This is a genomic window from Pantoea sp. JZ29 (assembly GCF_035190385.1).
In the GTDB taxonomy this organism is placed as follows: Bacteria; Pseudomonadota; Gammaproteobacteria; order Enterobacterales; family Enterobacteriaceae; genus Pantoea; species Pantoea stewartii.
On the sequence record NZ_CP045242.1, the window covers coordinates 383,874 to 402,154 of the forward strand.

An 18,281-nucleotide genomic window follows, 5' to 3' on the forward strand; every position below is an offset into this window, starting at 1 on the left:
AAATGAGCCTGTCTCATTTCAGGAATACGGTTATGACAGATTTTATTCCCGCTTTTGCCCGCCAGGCGCTGCGTCATCTGAGCTTTCCGGGTTATGTGTTACCGTCACTGTTTGTCGTGGCAGGCATGCTTATCCTGTCAGGCTGCCGGGAGGAAGCGCCGCCTGCGCGTGAAGCGCCTCGTCCCGTGCGGACAGTACTGGTTCCGCCCTTCTCCAGCGGTGGACTGATGACGCAGACGGGTGAAATTCGTGCCCATGAAGAAATTTCGCTGGCTTTCAGGCTGGATGGCCGCGTCATTACCCGCACCACGGACATTGGACAGCATGTGAATGCCGGTCAGGTTCTGGCGACCTTAGACAGTAATGCCGCTCAAAACCAGCTCAGCAGTGCCACTGCCGATCTGGCGAGTGCGCGCGCTTCAGAACATGTTGCCGCACTAACGCTGCGTCGTATGCAGCAGCTGATGCCCGGTGGGGCCATTTCCCGTTCGCAGTTAGACAGTGCAAAAGGTGACTGGCAGGCGGCCGTTTCACGGCGTCAGAGCAGTGAAGCCGCGCTTAAAAATGCCCAAGATAATCTCAACTGGACGCAGCTTACCGCGCCGCGCGCCGGTGTCATTACCGCCGTCAATGTCCAGCCGGGTCAGGTGGTAAGCGCCGCGCAGTCCGTAATGACGCTTGCCGCTGATGGCGATCGCGATGCTGTCTTTGACCTTGCTGAACCCTCGCTGGCGGAGTACGCCTCCTCCACGCCCTTCAGCATTACGCTGTTATCGAACCCTGCGATAAAGACACAAGGGCATTTTCGCGATATCAGTCCGCAGGCCGATCCGCAAACCCGCACCTGGCGGCTGCGTGTCATGCTGCCTCAACCGCCGGTCGCTATGGCGTTGGGGTCGACCGTCGTGGGGGCCTTTCCCGGTAAAGCCGAACAGGTTGTTACCCTGCCCGCCAGCGCTCTCACGCGTGCCGGTGATCGTCCCGCCGTTTTTGTGGTGAACACCCAGTCCCATCAGCTTTCACTCAGGCCGGTCACGCTGGCGCGCTTCGATGCCCAACATATCTATCTCAGTGCCGGCGTGATACCGGGTGAGCGCGTAGTCACCGCAGGCGTGAAAACGCTCTTGCCAGGAGAGCGGGTACAGTCCGGGGAGGATGAAAAATGAGAAGATCGGCTGAAAGAGCCCGCTTTAATCTCTCTGCCTGGGCGTTAGCACATCAGCAACTGGTGGTGTTTTTCATGCTGTTGGTGATGACGACGGGTGTACTGAGTTACATCGATCTGCCCCGTAATGAAGATCCGGCGTTTACCATCAAAACGGCGGTCGTGTCCGCACAATGGCCCGGTGCCACTGTGGAAGACACGATGCAGTTAGTGACGGATACGCTGGAAAAAAAACTGCAGGAAACACCGTTCCTGGATTTTATCGAGAGTGAAACCCGGGCGGGAAAGGCCGTCATCTTTGTTAACCTGCGTGATGATACGCCGCCGGATCAGGTCCCGACTATCTGGTACCAGATTCGGAAAAAAATGCAGGATATCGCCTCATCGCTTCCACAAGGCGTTCAGGGTCCCGCTGTTAATGACGAATTTGGCGACACCTATGGCACGATTTATGGCTTTACGGCCGATGGCTTTAGTCCGCGAGAACTGCGGGATAAAGTCGATGAGATCCGTCGAAGCCTGATGGATGTGCCAGACATGGGTAAAATTACCCTGCCCGGCGAACAGGAAGAACACATTGTTATCGCGTTTTCGCCACGGCAGTTAGCGGGCATGGGCCTTACGCTTCGGGAGGTAAGTGATGCTCTGGCCGCGCAAAATGCCGTTGCGCCCGCAGGTGTAATACGCACTGATAAAGAAAATATTGCACTTCATGTCAGTGGTGCATTGACCTCGGCTGATAACCTTAAGGCCATTACCTTACATATCGGCCAGCGCTTTATCCCGCTGACCAGTATTGCCACGATAACGCTTCAGCCTGCTGAACCGCCGGCATCAACCTTCCGGGTCAACGGCGAGCCTGGCATTGGCCTGGCCATCTCCATGGCCCCGACGGGTAATATGCTGAAATTTGGTCAGGCCATTCATGCGCGCATGGAGACGATTGCCGCCCAGCTCCCGCACGGTATCACGATGGTGAAGATCGCCGATCAATCCACCGTTGTTAAAACCGCCGTCAGTGGCTTTGTGCGGGTGCTGGCGGAAGCGGTACTGATCGTTCTGGCAATCTCGTTTTTCTCGCTGGGTTTCCGTGCCGGGCTGGTGGTCGCCGCTGCGATTCCCCTCGTTCTGGCCATGACATTCGTCGGCATGACAGTGGCCGGTATTGGCCTGCAACGCATTTCGCTGGGGGCTCTCATTATTGCGCTGGGTTTACTGGTCGATGATGCCATGATCACGGTTGAAACCATGGTTTCCCGCCTTGAGGCGGGAGACAGCAAAGCGCAGGCCGCAACCTTTGCGTTTAAAACCACCGCGTTTCCTATGCTGACGGGAACGCTGGTGATGATCGCCGGTTTTATTCCGGTCGGTTTTGCGGCCTCCAGCGCCGGTGAATATTGTTACTCTCTTTTTGCAGTCGTGCTGATCTCGCTGCTGTGCTCCTGGGTCGTGGCGATTCTGTTTTCCCCTGTTATCGGCACCTGGCTGTTAACTGAGCAGGTGACAGCCCCATCACCACCTCCCGGTCTGATGGCCCGCTGCTATCGTCGTCTGCTTGATCGGGTTTTACACTACCGCTGGACAACCGTGATAAGCGCCTTGTTATTGCTGGGAATGGGGATTGCAGGCACTACATTGATGCAGGGCGAATTCTTCCCCGCGTCCGATCGTCCCGAGCTGTTAGTGAATCTTTCGCTGGCGGCAAATGCCTCTCAAAGTGAAACGACACGGCGTACCGCACAGCTGGAAACCCTGTTGCGCGCCGATCACGATGTCGATCACTTCTCCAGCTATGTCGGCGCAGGTGCCGTGCGGTTTTATTTGCCCATGGAAGTCTTGCTGGACAATGAAAATGTGGCGCAACTGGTTGTGGTGACTAAGAACCTGGAAGCGCGCGATCGCGTTCGACGCCGCCTGGAGGCGACACTGGCGCGGGATTTCAGCGATCTGACTGCCCGTGTGGCCCCTCTCGAACTGGGTCCCCCCGTCGGCTGGCCATTGAAATACCGCGTCACCGGCCCTGACTACAGCAAAGTACGGGACATCGCGGAAAAACTGGCTGCTCAACTTTCGCGTTCGCCGAATACGCGTGAGGTAAATATGACGGCTGGCGAGCCCGAGCGGGAAATCAATGTTGAGGTAAACCAGACTGCTGCACGCGCCGTCGGCGTCTCCTCAGAAAGCATTGCTTCCACACTAAATACTGTCATGTCCGGCAGTACCGTGACCACGGTTCGCGATCATAACCGGCTGATAGATGTGGTTCTGCGCGGCAACGATCGGGAACGACAGGACACAGCCATCTTAGACAGCCTGATGCTCAACACAGCTTCCGGGCAAAAAATTCCGCTTGGGCAGGTCGCCACACTGAAATGGCAGCTCGACGATCCGGTGATTTGGCGACGACAGCGTTTGCCCTATATCACCGTGCAAACCGATATTGCACCTGAGCAACGGGCCGAAACGGTGTCTGATCAACTGAGACCTGGCCTGGATACTCTGCGGGCAACCTTGCCCGCAGGTTACGCCATTGAAGAAGGTGGAACCGTCGCCGAGTCGAATAAAGGTAACAGTTCGGTGTTTGCCGTTTTGCCGGTCACCCTGTGCTGCATGCTTGTGTTATTGATGCTGCAGTTGAAGCGGTTCTCCAGAATGCTGCTTGCGCTGCTGATGGCACCTTTCGGCCTGCCGGGGATTGTCCTGGCAATGTTACCGGGTGGCACGCCGATGGGGTTTGTCGCACTGCTGGGCATCATTGCGCTGGCGGGCATGATTATCCGTAACGCCGTAATCATGATCAGCGAGGTAGACAGCCATGCGCAGGCTGGCATGGCACAGGGTGACGCCATCCGCCATGCCGCACTGCACCGGGCGCGTCCCATCCTGCTCACTGCCTGCGCGGCAATCTTCGGCATGTTACCTATTTCACATCAGGTTTTCTGGGGGCCAATGGCATTCGCGATCATCGGTGGGCTGATCACCGGCACATTGGTCACGCTGACCCTGCTGCCTGCCTCACTCAGCCTGATAATGGCATGGGAAAACCGCGGCGCGCCCCGATCGCGCAAATGAGGGCGGCGAATATTGTCACTGGGTTACGGATCGCAGTGCGCAACGGAATGAGGCATACGGTCCGGGTATGGAGGGCATGAATGGCGCACAAGGCCTGCACAGTATCACTAGCGTGCATCGAAGGAGAGAAACGCGTCTTATGCGCCAAAAAGAAGGCTTTTCGCCACGCAAAACGTATATCAAGAAGAAAGCGCTGCGATATCGCAGCGCTCGTGTTGTGGGCCTGAAGCGATCAGGCCCAGTGACAGCGCATCAGAAACTTTCCCAGTTAACCTTGTCTGCACCGGTGGCATTCAGTTGCGGTCTTTTTAACACAGGCGATGCATAGCTCACGGCTACAGGGGACGATACTGCCACCTGCGTGACGCTCTCGTTAACTTTGAACGTTAACACCAGTCTCGACAACGTTTCCGCCTGCTCCTGTAAAGATTTGGATGCAGATGAAGCTTCCTCAACCAGGGAGGCGTTCTGCTGCGTGACCTCATCCATCTGGCCGATAGCCTGGTGCACCTGCTCAATGCCTTTGCTTTGCTCGGCTGTAGCAGCGGCAATTTCATTAACCAGATCGGCAACCTGCTGAATAGCATGGCCCACGTTATCAGAGTTACTGCCTACGCTTGTTGCCTGCGTCAACCCCTGTTCAACCTGCGAAACAGACGTGGTGATTAACTCTTTAATTTCACGAGCCGCGGATGACGAACGTTGTGCCAGATTGCGAACTTCTGATGCCACGACCGCAAAACCACGGCCATGCTCACCCGCACGGGCAGCTTCAACGGCGGCGTTAAGGGCCAGAATATTCGTCTGAAATGCAATACCTTCGATCAGCCCTGTGATATCAGATATTTTGGCTGAGCTACCGCGAATTTCATCCATCGTGGTCAGCATCTGACTCACGGCTTCGCCGTTCTGCCTGGACAGTTTATTGGCGTTATTGGCCAGGTTACTGGCCTGGACTGCGCCCTCGGCATTTTGCCGTACGGTATCGCTGAGCGTAGCCATACTAACCGATGTCTCTTCCAGCGAGGCGGCCTGTTGCTCAGTGCGAGATGATAAATCTTCGTTGCCAGCCGCAATCTGCGTCGATCCTGTGCTGACGGATTGCGCCGCATGATTGACTGACAGCAGCGTAGTCGATACACGCTTAAGCAGATCATTAAACGCCATAGCCGTTTGACCAATCTCATCCTTTCTCAACACCGGCGCTAAGCGTGTCAGATCCAAATTGCTGCTCACTTCAGCCATGGTATCTTTGATGCTGGTAAGGCTACGTTTAATGCCAACAATAATATTTATTGAGAACGCACCGAGCAGCAAAATAACCAATAGTGATGCACAGGTCATCATCCAGACGGTCTTAGAATAAATCTGATTATTCTGTGCTCTGAGTGCATCACCAATCTGAATGTTCAGCTCAATTTGTTTAGTGAAATCAGACTCCATTTTACGTGCGGCAGCGCCAATGCCATTGTCACTTTGCAGGAGAGAAAGTGACAGTTCATTATTATGGCTACGTGACGCAGCAAGAAAAGCAGGTAACGCGCTGCGGACCGCATCGAGGTTACGATTGGCCCCAACGGTCATTTCTTTATCTTCATCACTGGAAATATCATTCGCCATATAATAATCATTTAATGACTTGATGTTATTAATAATGGTATTAATTTTTTGTTCTGCTTCAGCCTGCTTAGCGCTGTCTGTCGCCGTCTGATGGCGATACAGGGCCAGCCCCAGTTGGTTAGTTGCGCTAATTGACTTATTCAGATCTTTAATGCTGGGAATAGCATTAACCTGAACATATTCAAAGCGCGACTGAAAGCCCGAAATCACAGATAAAGAAACAGCAACAAGCGCACAAAGTGATAAAGCAAGCAAAGAAAATGCCAGCACTAAACGCTGCGTGATTGTCATAGAAAAAACTCCCCCGGATAGGTAAAAACTACAATTATTTTCACAGGCCTTTATCGGCAAATAACTAACCGGCTTTACAACGTAATTTTATTTCCAGAACCTTGAAAAAAAGAAAACAGCGACTATGACGGGATATTTTGTCACTAACAGAAACTATAGGGTTAAATGTGAACAGGTTGTTTCATTAAAATATAAATCCATGATAATAAGCGCATATTGCTACGCACCGCCTGTGCGTTAAAATAGAACGTTCTCCATAATGACAACCGCAGTTCGTGCAGCTAAGGTAGCGGTTTTTACACAGAGATAATGATGGAAAGGTTATTCGTTTATGGCACTTTGCGCCCGGGCCACAGTAATGCCCACATTCTCGACAGGGTCGGAGGCAACTGGCAGGCAGGCTTTGTAAGCGGCATTTTCTATCCTCAGGGGTGCGGGGCAGCCGCAGGCTTTCCTGGTCTGGTGCTGGATAGCCGAGGTCCGCGCGTTGAGGGTTACGTTTTTAGTTCTGATAATCTCTTATCATACTGGCCCATGCTGGACGAATTTGAATATGGGTACGATCGCCTCAGGACGGAAGTGACCCTTGAAAACGGTGACACTGTCACCGCTTACGTCTATCAACTGCAACCGCAATGCACACCGCCGCGCGCATAAACAGCTAATGCGCGTTTGTCAGCGCTTTACGCCTGAACCACTGCAGGGGGCGGGCAAACATCACCAGGTTACCGCTTAAAATGATTAGCAAGCCGGCCACACTATGACTTTGCCAAGTATAGCCTTCAAAAAGTGTGGAGAACGATAACGCGACCAGAGGGAACATAAGTGTGGTGTAGGCGGCTTTGCCCGCACTTGTGCGTTTGATCAGGGTGAAATAAGCCCAGAAAGCGATGACGGAACCAAACACCGCCAGGTAAAGTAAGGCGCCGAGATAAGTGAAGGTCCATTGCGGTGAGAAGCTGGCACCACGAATGATAGCGATAAGGCCCATAACGAGAGCACCATAAAACATGGCCCAGGCGTTGGTGGTCATCGTCTCAAGATGCCGACGCTGATGGCGCAGGCTGATCATATTGCCTAATGAAAAACCAAAGGTACCCAGTGCTGACAGCCCCATTCCCATGAGCGCGGTACTGTTCCAGTCGCTGATATGCAGATCGTGCCAGAACAGGATGACCATGCCGGTTAATCCCAGTGCGGCGGCAAACCAGAAACGGGGGAGTGGGCGCTGGCCAAAGAAAATATAACTGTTTACCGCGTTATAGAGCACGGCCATCGAAAAAATCACCGACTCCAGGCCTGTATTAATGTAAGCCGCAGCCGTGTAAAAACACCAAAAATTAAAGCAAAACACACAGCATCCCTGGATCAGACAAAACAGGTGGTCCTGCCATGCCACGCGGCGCAGGCGTCCCAGCAGCGTTAACAGGATCAGCATAATGACGCTGGCGATCGCAAACCGCCAGAATACCGAAACCGTGACATCTACAGGCCCCTGCTGTAAAAAAATAGCGATCCAGGTTGTTCCCCAAATCACGACCACAATGGCGTAAAGTATTGCGTTCATCGTTATCCCTCTGCCTCAGACTCTCTTCACTGTGACGTAATCGCGAGGGGTTGGCTTTCATCATGTTGCGGTCGGGTTGCAAAATCTTGCGCATTTTAGCGTGATACATCTGGCTACCTGACGTCTGTCATCCTAGACTGGACCTCTGTTTATCAAGCGGAAGCATGCCATGTCTCGCGTTTACGACACCTTTGAAACACTGCGTCAAAAAAAGGCCGTGCTGCGGGAATCGGTGATGCTTAATTCGGGCATCCGACTGGCCGCCTGGCACAACAAACAAGACCGCGTTACCGTTAACAGCAATCATCATACGCTCAGCCTGTATATTGCTGATGGTTATGAGAGTTACCACAAAACGGCAAACGGATGGCGCAACGGCGGCGGACCGAATAAATTTTGCCTGATGCCGCAGCACAGTGAATCGACCTGGGATGTACGCAGCGATCTCTCCTTCGTGCATCTCTACTGCACAGATGAGCACCTGCGAGAGGTCGGTGAAAAGATTTGGGATCGCAGCCCGGCCTCGTTATCCCTCGATGAAAAGATTTTTGCCAGTGATGACACGATTACGGCGTTGTATCGCCAGTTTTTACTTAGCTGCGACTGGCAGCAGCCAGCCAATCAGCTGATGCTGAGCACCGCCAGCACGTTGTTGTTAACCCATCTGATTCAACACTATTCGTGTGTCCAGTGGCGGCTTCCCTCTGTCACGGGCGGACTTGCTCCCTATGTGTTGCGCAATACCCTGGCGTTTATTGATGCGCACCTGGCTCTGCCCCTTACTCTGAACGTTCTCGCCAGCCAGGCCAGTCTGAGTGAATATCATTTTGCCCGGATGTTTCGTCAGTCACTCGGCGTTGCACCTCACCAGTACGTGATGAAGCGCCGGATGGAAAACGCGCGTCAGATGATCGTATCGACATCATTGTCGTTAACCGAGATTGCACTGGAGAATGGTTTTAACTCACTGAGCCATTTCAGTAACCGGTTTAAGCAGGTGACCGGATCGACGCCGTCGCAGTTACGCATGGCCAGCGGCCCTCAATTGTTGTGAATCGTCTCAGTCATGGACGAAGCACCCCGCGAGTTAACCTAAACCAATCCTCACACATTGGCGGTTCGTGCTTTGACGCATTGTGTAACCTGATTACACTACGTGCAGATTCATTCGGACGCCCTGTGACGGGATAACCTTCTTTTTACCCTTCCGATGAGTAAAACGCTTTCGTGATGGTTTTGCTCGCCCTGGGGCGACAGCAGGCTTCCCGTCGCGATGACTGGCCTTTTGTCCGGTTAATCATGAATCAGACCATAAGGACCACCGTCATGTTTATGTTCAAAAATGCGCTATTCCCGCCTCCCGGATGGACGGCATCCTTGCTGTAAGGCATCCGTAAAGCGTTTTTAAACGCGGAACGGCAATGCGGCGATCCTGCCTTGCACAACGGAACCACACCACTGACGTACTGGCAGACCTCACGCTGTTCCTGTGACGCGCTAACCCCTTTTTGAGTGAGGCGGCTTTACGCCTTTACCGGAAACCGGTGAGCCCCTGCTCTGCCTGAAGCCATGAAACAGACCTGTCCTGCCCCGATTTGTTGCTTTCTGCACAGTAGGGTCAGGCGCTCATCATTAACCAGGGAGGAATACTATGAATCGTTCATCCGAAACCGCGATAACCCTGATCTTTCTTTTTGTCGGCTTTATCGTGATGTCGGCAGGTATTTGGCAAATACTGACGCAGTGAGGGAAGGCAATGCGCAAGTTCACGCTTAACCAGATTTTTATTAAGGTTGTTGCCATAGCGGCCATCCTCATCCTGCTGACGATCGTGATTCGTTAACCACTCAGGACCAGACATTACCTGCGTCTGGTCCGTCAGATACCGGACCCGGTGGGCGCAGCGTAATGCCCACGACGGTGCCTGAGAACCCATTAAATTTTCTGGTCAAACATCCACTTTCGCGGAACACACGTAACCACCCCCCATAAAACCTTCGCTTTCATAATCTTGCTCAACACCGCGCTATGCCTTATGCGCTACCGTCTGCTGGCAAAGGCTGAACGCCCCTGCAACCTTTTAAAAACCCTTAACAATTCATACTTTCTTTCAACGTCTCAGGGAATAATTATGAATGTATGCCACACTTTTTTTATTGGGTGACTGGCCGTAATCATGACGATGAGTAACGCGATGGCAACGAAAAATACTGAACTGACCGGATACCGTGAAGGCGCAAAGGTGATTGAAGTCCACCCTGTGCGCAACCAGATTGATGCGATCACTGGCGTGGTTTATTCGCAGATTACAACGCTACGATCGGTCAGACCGCTTCACATGTCATTACTGGTGCCCCGCACCGATGCAGTCAAACCCGCAATTGTTTATTTTCCGGGCGGGGGGTTTACCAGTGCCGACCATGAGAAATTTATTCAGATGCGCATGGCGCTGGCAGAAGCCGGTTTTGTTGTGGCCGCAGCTGAATATCGTGTTGTACCGGATACCTTCCCTGCGCCGGTTGTTGACGGGAAAGCGGCCGTACGCTATCTGAGACAGCACGCAGAAACGTACGGTATCGATCCTCATCGTATTGGTGTTTTAGGCGATTCGGCAGGAGGCTGGCTGGCACAAATGCTGGGCATGACAAATGGTCAGACCGCTTTCGATCAGGGTGATTTCACAGAAACATCATCTGACGTCCAGGCCGCCGCCACGATTTACGGTATTTCAGATTTACGCAATATTGGTGAAGGCTTCTCTGAAGAGAATCAACAGGTCCATGCCTCACCGGCCGTCACTGAAGCCCTTTTGATTCATGGACCGGCCTTCCACGATTTTGCAGGCGCGTCTGTCATGGATGATCCTGATAAAGCCCGTCAGGCAAGTCCCATGGGCCATCTTGCGAACCCCAAACCGCCTTTCCTGATTATGCACGGTGACAAAGATTCACTCGTTTCACCGCATCAAAGTGCGCAACTCTTTGATGCGCTAAAAAAGGCAGGTGATCAGGTTGAGTATGTCGTGGTGAAAGGTGCAGAACATGGTGATGAGGTCTGGTATCAACCTGACGTCATCCGCCTGGTTGTGAACTGGTTTTCAGAGGTGCTGCACCCTGATACACGAACAGGCAGCAAGAGCACAGCCAATTTAAACGACAATTTGTAATGCACCAGGCAAACCACTTTATGTGGTTTGCCTGGTCATCAGACTGCTGACACGTCAGCCATCAGGTCAGCGACAGTCTGTTTTGCCCCTTTGTCCAGTAGATGGTGATAGGACTTAACCACCTGCTGCACAAAACAGGGATTATCGGGCAGCGTGTGGCCGAATATAGCTTCCAGTCCTAACAGCGCTTTTACCCTCGCCTCCCCTTCTATGCTGCCGTCAACGGCGGTTCGTATAGACGCCAATAAAGGATCGCAGACCTCAATCTCTTTTCCCTGGTCATCCTTACCGCTGACATAGCGCATCCATGCGGCAATACCTAATGCAAGCAGATCAAAACGGCTGCCGCGCTTGAGGTGCCAGCAAACGGAATGTAACCAACGTTGCGGTAACTTCTGGCTGCCATCCATCGCAATTTGCCAGGTACGATGCTGTAGCGCGGGATTTTCATAGCGTGCAATCAGCCGATCGGCATAATCGATCAAATCAACGTTCTTAACGGTCAGCGTCGGTGCCTGTTCTGTCAACATTAAGCGTCGTGCGGCAAGGCGAAAGTGCGGGTCCTGCATACAGTCATAAATATGCTCATAACCCGCAAGGTTGCCCAGGTAAGCCAGAAATGAATGGCTGCCGTTCAACATACGCAGTTTCATCTCTTCGTAAGGCAGCACGTCTTTGACTAACTCTGCACCGGCTTTTTCCCATGCCGGCCGCCCTGCGACGAAATTATCCTCAATAACCCACTGGCGAAAGGGCTCACAGGCTACCGCGACGGGATCGGCCATCTGAATAAGCGCCGCGATCGCGTCAAGACTCTGCGGATTCATCGCCGGTACGATACGGTCCACCATGGTTGAAGGGAACGTCACCTGCTGTTCAATCCAGTCTGCCAGGTCGTTGTCACGTTGTCGGGCAAAAGCACGCACGACCTGACCGATCACTTTTCCGTTTTCTGGAATATTGTCGCAGGACAGCACAGTAAACGCAGGCAGACCAGCAGCCTTGCGACGCGCCAGTGCTTCAACGATGATCCCTGGCGCAGAAAGCGGCTGGTGAGGCTGAGCCAGATCAGCGACAATCTGAGGATGGTCGCGCATCAGCTCGCCCGTTGCCGGTGAATGACAATAGCCTTTCTCGGTAATCGTTAAGGAAACGATGGCAATTTCGGGCTGACACAGGGCGTGAAGTACGGCTTCGGTTCCATCGACCTGAGCGTGAAGCGCCTGCTTCACCACACCAATTACGCGCCCTTCCCAGCCATGAGCCGACATTTCTGCCACGCTGTACAATAATCCCTGACGTTTCAGATCGGCAATCTGTTGTTCCCCGCCGATGAGATTAACTTCGACGTAGCCCCAGTCGCTGTTATGTTCTGCTGCAAGAACATCGGCATAGACCGCCTGATGAGCCCGATGAAAAGCACCGAATCCAAGATGGACAATACGCGGGACGAGCTTATTCCTGTTCCATTTTGGAACCGTCGCCTTCGCATTCAGTAGGGTAGTTTGCATTTCTTTCTCACCTTATTTTTTATTAGCTGCGTGGACACTGACGTTAAATAACGGCAGCACCAGGAGATCGCCTTGATGTTTTCCTGTGCGGCGCCGTTTGGATCAAGCGCCTGAGAACACCACGGCAAAAGGAAAGTTTTTAAAACAGAATTGGTGCGGGAAGCCTATCGTCAGCGGCAGAATTGTTCCACTACCATACCAGTTATAATTAAAAAATGTGATGAATGGCAATTATGTCTTTTGGCAAAATTGTATTAATTAACAAAGAAAATAAAAATCATAACTTCTTTATAACTATAAATATTACTGGCACTACAGAAGAATTAACCTTCAAACAGGCTGATGCGTATTAGCACGCTGTTTTGCGATGCGGGTGAATCACCAAAATTTAAAAAATCCGAAAGAATGCTTTTAAAAAGGGCCGACCTCATCAGGCGTCATGTATAAAAAGACTTAATCGCACCAATGGGTTTAAGAGCACTCGGGTTTGAGGATGAGTTATTTCGCTACGGACAAAACGGAAATCAGGCAGAAACTCAACGCCGTATTTGACTGACGGGACATTAACGCTGAACGCTTTTTATTCCCCCATCTGGCGTCATTCGACGTGTACGTGGTAAGGCTGTCAGTTATGCCTCTGTGGAGCCGGAGCATTTAAACCAGTCCGATACGGTGCTGTATTGATATTGCACCCGCATGCGATGACAGACACCCGTTTCCCGACGCGTCGCTGTATTAAGGTTATATCGGTTCAGGTGCCTGTTTTATCGCGAAGGTTTGCACAACCGCCCAGAAGCCGTATGCAGGGCAACGCAATCATGTCACCCTGAGCCTCCCTTCCCGCACAACGCTATGCTTGCGTAATTTGCAGCGCCATATCAATCGAGATAGCCATACTTTCGGGATTCGCTTTACCGGTCCAGGCAATGTTAAAGGCCGTGCCATGATCGGCTGAGGTGCGCAGGAACGGTAAGCCTGCGGTAATATTTACGCCGTCGTAGAAGCCCAACAACTTGAGCGGAATATGGCCTTGATCATGATACATAGCCACAACGATGTCATACATGCCCTCATTGCATTGCATAAATACGGTGTCCGGCGGGCACGGGCCATAGACGTTTATGCCCTGCGCCTTCATCGCGTCAATCGCCGGTGTCAGCACGCGAATTTCCTCATCTCCGAACAACCCATTTTCACCCGCGTGTGGGTTAACGCCCGCAACCGCAATACGCGGCTGGCTATAACCGACCCGGCGCAAAAACGTATCGGCAATTCTGATTACCGTTTCAACGCGCGCCTGGCTGAGCGTATCCAGGAATGTCCGCAGAGAAATATGCGTGCTGACGTGGATCACTTTGAGTTTATCGGTGTAGAGCACCATCGAATAATCTTTGGTGTCAGTTAATTTTGCCAGTAATTCCGTATGGCCTGGATAATGATGGCCGGCCATATGCAGCGCTTCTTTATTCAGCGGAGCCGTCGCAATCGCTTTCACGTCACCGCGCATCGCCATTTCTGTTGCACGTTTGATGCATCGATAAGCCACATCGCCCGCTTCAGGCTGCACAACCCCACACTGTAGTGCCTCAGGATGTACCACTTTCTCATCGATAATATGAATAACGCCCGGCATAAAGGTGGCTTCGGACACGTTATTAATGACGTTTAATTCCGCCTGCGGCGTTATGTTCATTGCCAGTATGCGGCGGAACGTTTGTACACAACCGATAACCACAACGGGCGAACCCGCTAACGCGCCCTCGGTTAAGGCCTTAATAATAATTTCAGGACCGATCCCAGCCGGGTCGCCCATCGTAATCGCCACAACATTCGTCACTTATTTTCTCCTCAACGACGCTCAAAATTTTTAAAGGGGGAGATTCATTACCCAAACACCGGCTTTCGTTAATCCCGCCTGACGTCAGTCACAACCGGATGCATGCCCACCAGGAACATATTCCGCCGCCCTTCTGTGCCGCGTTGCGTCCGGGCCGAGACGGTTGCAGCAGCCCATTTAGCCATCCCTGACGCCTTGTCGCTAAAATCAGCCCAGCGTGCAAACCCGCATTGCCGTCGTTGAGCGTTTTCACTCATCCGGTCAACGGTCAGAGATATGGCCCTCTTGTTTTGTCGCCCCATGTCGTCAAAAGCGCCTGAAGATCAGAGCCACAACGCACCTCATCAGTTTTTACCCCTCACCTGAATGATTATATTCAATCACATTCGATTATATGTGAGCAAGATCAATTTAATAAAGCGCCATTTTATTTATAAATTTAGCCAGTGAGTGAGCGAAGTTAAGCGGAATGAAGAATTTCAGTCATTTATGGGGAGACAGACGTGGCATTAATTAACAGCACAATATTGAGCGGTTCCGACGCGATAAAGGCACTGACGCCGGTTGTCGCGGACAAACAACACCTGCTGGTTTTGACAGACAAGAACATTGTAAATTTGCCCGCGACCACGCAAATCATGACATTGCTCAGTCAGGATGGCCGTCACGTTAAACTGATCGATGATGTTCCGGCAGAACCCACGCATACCGATGTTGAAGCAGTGCTGTCGCGTACAGCAGGTAAAACGTTTGATTTAGTGGTGGGCATTGGCGGTGGAAGCGTACTGGATGTGGCGAAGCTGCTTTCTGTGTTATGTCACGTTGCGTCACCCTCCCTTAAGGCGCTGCTTGATGGCGTGAAAATTACAGCCCGTTTACCCTCACTGCTTATTCCCTCGACGGCGGGAACGGGTTCGGAAGCAACGCCCAATGCTATTCTGGCTATCCCTGAAAAAAACACCAAATCAGGCATCATTTCCCCTGTGATGCTGCCGGACTATGTCGCATTAATTCCAGAACTGACCACCAGCATGCCTGCGCATATCGCCTCATCAACGGGCATTGATGCACTGTGCCATTTACTGGAATGTTATACCGCCACCATTTCGAACCCTGTGGGTGACAACGTTGCGCTGATGGGCCTGCATAAGCTGTTCCGGAATCTGGAAACATCCGTCACTGAACCGCATAACCTGAACGCGAAGCTGGAAATGCTATGGGCTTCTTATTATGGCGGCGCGGCAATCGCGCACGCCGGCACCCATCTTGTTCATGCGCTTTCGTATCCTCTGGGAGGCACTTATCACCTGCCTCACGGCGTCGCCAATGCCATTCTGCTGGCACCCTGTATGAAAGTGGTGCGCCCGTTTGCCATCGACAAATTTGCCACTGTCTGGGACCTGATTCCGGGCGCCGATATCACATTGACCCCGGAAGAAAAATCGCACGCGCTGGTCGACTATCTCGCCAAATTAGTTAAACGGCTCAATCTGACGGATAACCTGGAAACATTAGGCGTGCCGTCAGGTGATATTGATGCGCTGAGCGAATCTGCACTCAATGTGAAGCGTTTAATGAACAATTCACCCTGCGCTGTAAATCATCAGGATGTGGCTGATATTTACCGGACCCTGTTCCCTAAAATTTAACCGCCGAAAGGAGTGGGTAAAGATGAAAAAAATAGAAGGTGTACTTACAGCGATTGTGACGCCTTTTACTCAGGAAGGTGATCTTTATATTGATGAACTGAAACGCCAGGTTACCCGACAACTCAATGCCGGTAACGGTATTTTTTGCGGCGGCACAAATGGTGAGTTCTTTGTTCTCAACGAAAAAGAAAAGCTTACTGTTACAGAAACCTGTGTTAACGAAGTGTCGGGGCGGGCAAAGGTTGTTGCCCATATTGGTGAGATATCGACCCGGGACACCCTTCGCCTGGGTAAACAAATTGAAAAACTGGGCGTGGATGCGGTTTCAGTAATCACGCCCTATTTTGTGCCGTTAAATCAACGCGAACTGATTAACCATTACACGGCAATTGCGGATGGCCTTTCCGTACCGGTTTTTCTGTACAACATTCCGGCCAGAACAGGCAATACGATTGAACCAGAAACCGCCCGCACCCTTGCTGCCCATCCCAATATCATTGGTGTAAAAGACAGTGCCGGAAGTTATGAAAGCCTGCGCGACTATCTGGACGCGGTAAAAGAATGCGATAACTTTGACGTGCTTAACGGCCCCGATTCACTTATCCATCAAGGCTTTGTTGAAGGGTGCTCTGCCTGTATATCAGGCCTGGCTAACGTTGCACCGCACCAGATAAATGCGATCTGGTCACGCTTTCATGCCGGCGATATTGACGGATCACGTCAGGCGCAGGAACAGGTCACAGGGTTACGCACCGATCTTTATAAGGTCGCCTTTTCACCTGCAGCAGTAAAAAAAGCGCTACAAATTTTAGGCCATAACGTGGGCGAGAGCCGTTATGCCATTCATTTTGACGCTGCGCAGAAAGAGGAAATTCGCAGAATCATTAACCTGTACCTGAAATGATAATAAGAATTTATAAATTTTAAATACCGGGAGCATAAAGCGCTCCCCGAATTTATCTTGCTCTATCTGAGGCTATAATGAAAACATTCAACGCTCAGGACACCCTGATAATTATCGGCATTGTATTGGCATATATTCTTTTTACCACCTGGCTGACATTCCGGTTACGTAGTAAAAACGCGGGCGATTTTATGGAAGGCTCAAGAGCCATGCCAGCCTTTATTGTAGGTATTCTGCTGATGTCAGAATATATCGGTGCAAAATCGACTATCGGCACGGCTCAGGCCGCCTTTGAAGGTGGGATTGCCGCGTCCTGGTCAGTCATTGGCGCCGCTATTGGCTTTCCCCTTTTTGGCATGATTCTGGTAAAACGCATTTATAATACGGGTAAAATTACCATCTCGGGTGCGATTGCTGAAAAGTACGGTAACAGCACCAAAAATATTATTTCACTGATCATGATTTATGCCCTGCTTTTGGTCAATGTGGGAAATTATGTCAGTGGTGCGGCGGCAATCGCCACTGTATTACACGTGACATTGCCGGTTGCCGCTTTTATTACGGCTGTAGTCAGTACGTTCTATTTTGCCTTCGGCGGTTTAAAAGGAATCGCCTGGGTCACCATGCTACACAGCGCGCTGAAATATTTTGGTATCCTGGCTATTCTTTGGTTTGCATTGTCACAAACGGGTGGCCTCAAGCCTATGATCAATGAAATGCCCGCTTATTACTGGACCTGGGACGGTAATATCGGCGCGTCAACCATTGTCGCCTGGCTTATCGGGACGATTGGCTCGATCTTCTGCACCCAGTTTGTCATTCAGGCTATCTCGTCGACCAGAAGTGTGAAGTCGGCGCAGCGCTCGACCTGGATTGCCTTTCTGTTCTGTATGCCGATTGCGTTGGCGATTGCCGTTATCGGTGTGGCAGCCAAATATCTCCACCCCAATATTGACAGCCTGTATGCATTGCCGGTGTTTCTGCAGGATATGAATCCCTGGCTGGCTGGTCTGGTAACGACCTCACTGGTTGCCTCTATATTTGTCAGCGTCAGTACCGTTGCCCTGGCTATCGCGTCGCTGGTGGTGAAGGATTTCTATGTGCCTTATTTCAAACCCACGACAGAGCAGGAATTTAAAACCACGCGCTGGTTGTCGCTGCTGATTGGCTTTCTGCCGCTGATCTTTGTCCTGTTTGTCCCTGAAGTTCTGAAACTGTCCTTTTTTACCCGAGCGATTCGCCTGTCTATTACCGTTGTCGCGGTCATTGCCTTCTATGCCCCGTTCTACAGAAGTACTCGCGGTGCCAATGCCGGCCTGATTGGTGCGTGTGTCGTGACCTCAGTCTGGTATCTGGCAGGCGATCCGTTCGGTATTAATAACATGTATATCGCGCTACTGACGCCCGCATTGATCATGGCGATTGACCATATGATCCCCAGCAAAGCCAGAACCGCAGCGGCTGAACACGCCAGAGCTGCCGCAGGAAAAGGAGAATAA

14 protein-coding genes are annotated in these 18,281 nt (G+C 51.7%); 10 read left to right on the top strand and 4 right to left on the bottom strand.

Annotated elements, in window-relative coordinates:
- Positions 1-32: 32 nt before the first annotated feature.
- A complete protein-coding gene (locus GC090_RS21675) occupies positions 33-1,166 on the top strand; it encodes an efflux RND transporter periplasmic adaptor subunit (protein WP_058708899.1) in 1,134 nt (377 codons plus the stop codon).
- Complete coding sequence (locus GC090_RS21680; RefSeq protein WP_172913183.1) at positions 1,163-4,237, top strand: efflux RND transporter permease subunit; 3,075 nt, start codon at positions 1,163-1,165, stop codon at positions 4,235-4,237. Before GC090_RS21675 ends, GC090_RS21680 begins: the two co-directional genes overlap by 4 nt.
- 252 nt (positions 4,238-4,489) lie before the next feature.
- Here the strand turns inward: GC090_RS21680 and GC090_RS21685 are convergent, their stop codons facing one another.
- Positions 4,490-6,148: a methyl-accepting chemotaxis protein gene (locus GC090_RS21685; RefSeq protein WP_324021761.1), complete on the bottom strand. Its 1,659-nt coding sequence runs from the start codon at positions 6,146-6,148 to the stop codon at positions 4,490-4,492.
- A 312-nt stretch (positions 6,149-6,460) separates the two neighbouring features.
- Here GC090_RS21685 and GC090_RS21690 point away from each other — a divergent pair, with 312 nt between their 5' ends.
- Positions 6,461-6,805, top strand: a complete 345-nt coding sequence (locus GC090_RS21690; RefSeq protein WP_324021956.1) for a gamma-glutamylcyclotransferase family protein — start codon at positions 6,461-6,463, stop codon at positions 6,803-6,805.
- A 4-nt stretch (positions 6,806-6,809) separates the two neighbouring features.
- Here the strand turns inward: GC090_RS21690 and GC090_RS21695 are convergent, their stop codons facing one another.
- Positions 6,810-7,715, bottom strand: coding sequence for a DMT family transporter (locus GC090_RS21695; RefSeq protein WP_324021763.1), 906 nt, complete (start codon positions 7,713-7,715; stop codon positions 6,810-6,812).
- A gap of 169 nt (positions 7,716-7,884) precedes the next feature.
- Here GC090_RS21695 and GC090_RS21700 point away from each other — a divergent pair, with 169 nt between their 5' ends.
- The 4 genes from GC090_RS21700 to GC090_RS21710 all read left to right on the top strand — a co-directional run bounded on the left by GC090_RS21700 (position 7,885) and on the right by GC090_RS21710 (position 10,881).
- Positions 7,885-8,769, top strand: a complete 885-nt coding sequence (locus tag GC090_RS21700) for a helix-turn-helix transcriptional regulator (RefSeq protein ID WP_039339471.1) — start codon at positions 7,885-7,887, stop codon at positions 8,767-8,769.
- A 597-nt stretch (positions 8,770-9,366) separates the two neighbouring features.
- Entirely contained in the window at positions 9,367-9,462 is a 96-nt protein-coding gene (gene mgtR / locus GC090_RS23315; protein ID WP_110268492.1) for a protein MgtR, read from the top strand.
- A gap of 9 nt (positions 9,463-9,471) precedes the next feature.
- On the top strand, positions 9,472-9,558 hold the full coding sequence (gene mgtU, locus GC090_RS23320; protein WP_416381889.1) for a magnesium transporter protection protein MgtU: 87 nt from the start codon (positions 9,472-9,474) through the stop codon (positions 9,556-9,558).
- A 333-nt stretch (positions 9,559-9,891) separates the two neighbouring features.
- Positions 9,892-10,881 carry an alpha/beta hydrolase fold domain-containing protein gene (locus GC090_RS21710; RefSeq protein WP_324021765.1) on the top strand — a complete coding sequence of 330 codons (990 nt, stop codon included), beginning with the start codon at positions 9,892-9,894 and terminating at the stop codon, positions 10,879-10,881.
- 38 nt (positions 10,882-10,919) lie between these two features.
- On the opposite strand, the gene GC090_RS21715 is transcribed toward GC090_RS21710, so the two are convergent.
- Complete coding sequence (locus GC090_RS21715; protein ID WP_324021767.1) at positions 10,920-12,392, bottom strand: mannitol dehydrogenase family protein; 1,473 nt, start codon at positions 12,390-12,392, stop codon at positions 10,920-10,922.
- 850 nt (positions 12,393-13,242) lie between these two features.
- Positions 13,243-14,229, bottom strand: a complete 987-nt coding sequence (locus GC090_RS21720; RefSeq protein WP_058702533.1) for a D-threonate 4-phosphate dehydrogenase — start codon at positions 14,227-14,229, stop codon at positions 13,243-13,245.
- A gap of 503 nt (positions 14,230-14,732) precedes the next feature.
- On the opposite strand from GC090_RS21720, the gene GC090_RS21725 reads away from it, so the two are divergent.
- The 3 genes from GC090_RS21725 to GC090_RS21735 all read left to right on the top strand — a co-directional run bounded on the left by GC090_RS21725 (position 14,733) and on the right by GC090_RS21735 (position 18,281).
- Positions 14,733-15,878: an iron-containing alcohol dehydrogenase gene (locus GC090_RS21725; protein ID WP_324021769.1), complete on the top strand. Its 1,146-nt coding sequence runs from the start codon at positions 14,733-14,735 to the stop codon at positions 15,876-15,878.
- Between the two features lie 22 nt (positions 15,879-15,900).
- The gene (locus GC090_RS21730) at positions 15,901-16,782 is read left to right on the top strand and encodes a dihydrodipicolinate synthase family protein (RefSeq protein ID WP_324021771.1); all 882 of its coding nucleotides are present in this window, start codon (positions 15,901-15,903) and stop codon (positions 16,780-16,782) included.
- 77 nt (positions 16,783-16,859) lie between these two features.
- Positions 16,860-18,281 carry a sodium:solute symporter family protein gene (locus tag GC090_RS21735; protein WP_039339478.1) on the top strand — a complete coding sequence of 474 codons (1,422 nt, stop codon included), beginning with the start codon at positions 16,860-16,862 and terminating at the stop codon, positions 18,279-18,281.

Bases quoted from the DNA above. Each gene is read 5' to 3' on its own strand.
- GC090_RS21675 (WP_058708899.1), top strand. From the start codon at position 33: ATGACAGATTTTATTCCCGCTTTTGCCCGCCAGGCGCTGCGTCATCTG.
- GC090_RS21680 (WP_172913183.1), top strand. From the start codon at position 1,163: ATGAGAAGATCGGCTGAAAGAGCCCGCTTTAATCTCTCTGCCTGGGCG.
- GC090_RS21685 (WP_324021761.1), bottom strand. From the start codon at position 6,148: ATGACAATCACGCAGCGTTTAGTGCTGGCATTTTCTTTGCTTGCTTTA.
- GC090_RS21690 (WP_324021956.1), top strand. From the start codon at position 6,461: ATGGAAAGGTTATTCGTTTATGGCACTTTGCGCCCGGGCCACAGTAAT.
- GC090_RS21695 (WP_324021763.1), bottom strand. From the start codon at position 7,715: ATGAACGCAATACTTTACGCCATTGTGGTCGTGATTTGGGGAACAACC.
- GC090_RS21700 (WP_039339471.1), top strand. From the start codon at position 7,885: ATGTCTCGCGTTTACGACACCTTTGAAACACTGCGTCAAAAAAAGGCC.
- mgtR (WP_110268492.1), top strand. From the start codon at position 9,367: ATGAATCGTTCATCCGAAACCGCGATAACCCTGATCTTTCTTTTTGTC.
- mgtU (WP_416381889.1), top strand. From the start codon at position 9,472: ATGCGCAAGTTCACGCTTAACCAGATTTTTATTAAGGTTGTTGCCATA.
- GC090_RS21710 (WP_324021765.1), top strand. From the start codon at position 9,892: ATGACGATGAGTAACGCGATGGCAACGAAAAATACTGAACTGACCGGA.
- GC090_RS21715 (WP_324021767.1), bottom strand. From the start codon at position 12,392: ATGCAAACTACCCTACTGAATGCGAAGGCGACGGTTCCAAAATGGAAC.
- GC090_RS21730 (WP_324021771.1), top strand. From the start codon at position 15,901: ATGAAAAAAATAGAAGGTGTACTTACAGCGATTGTGACGCCTTTTACT.
- GC090_RS21735 (WP_039339478.1), top strand. From the start codon at position 16,860: ATGAAAACATTCAACGCTCAGGACACCCTGATAATTATCGGCATTGTA.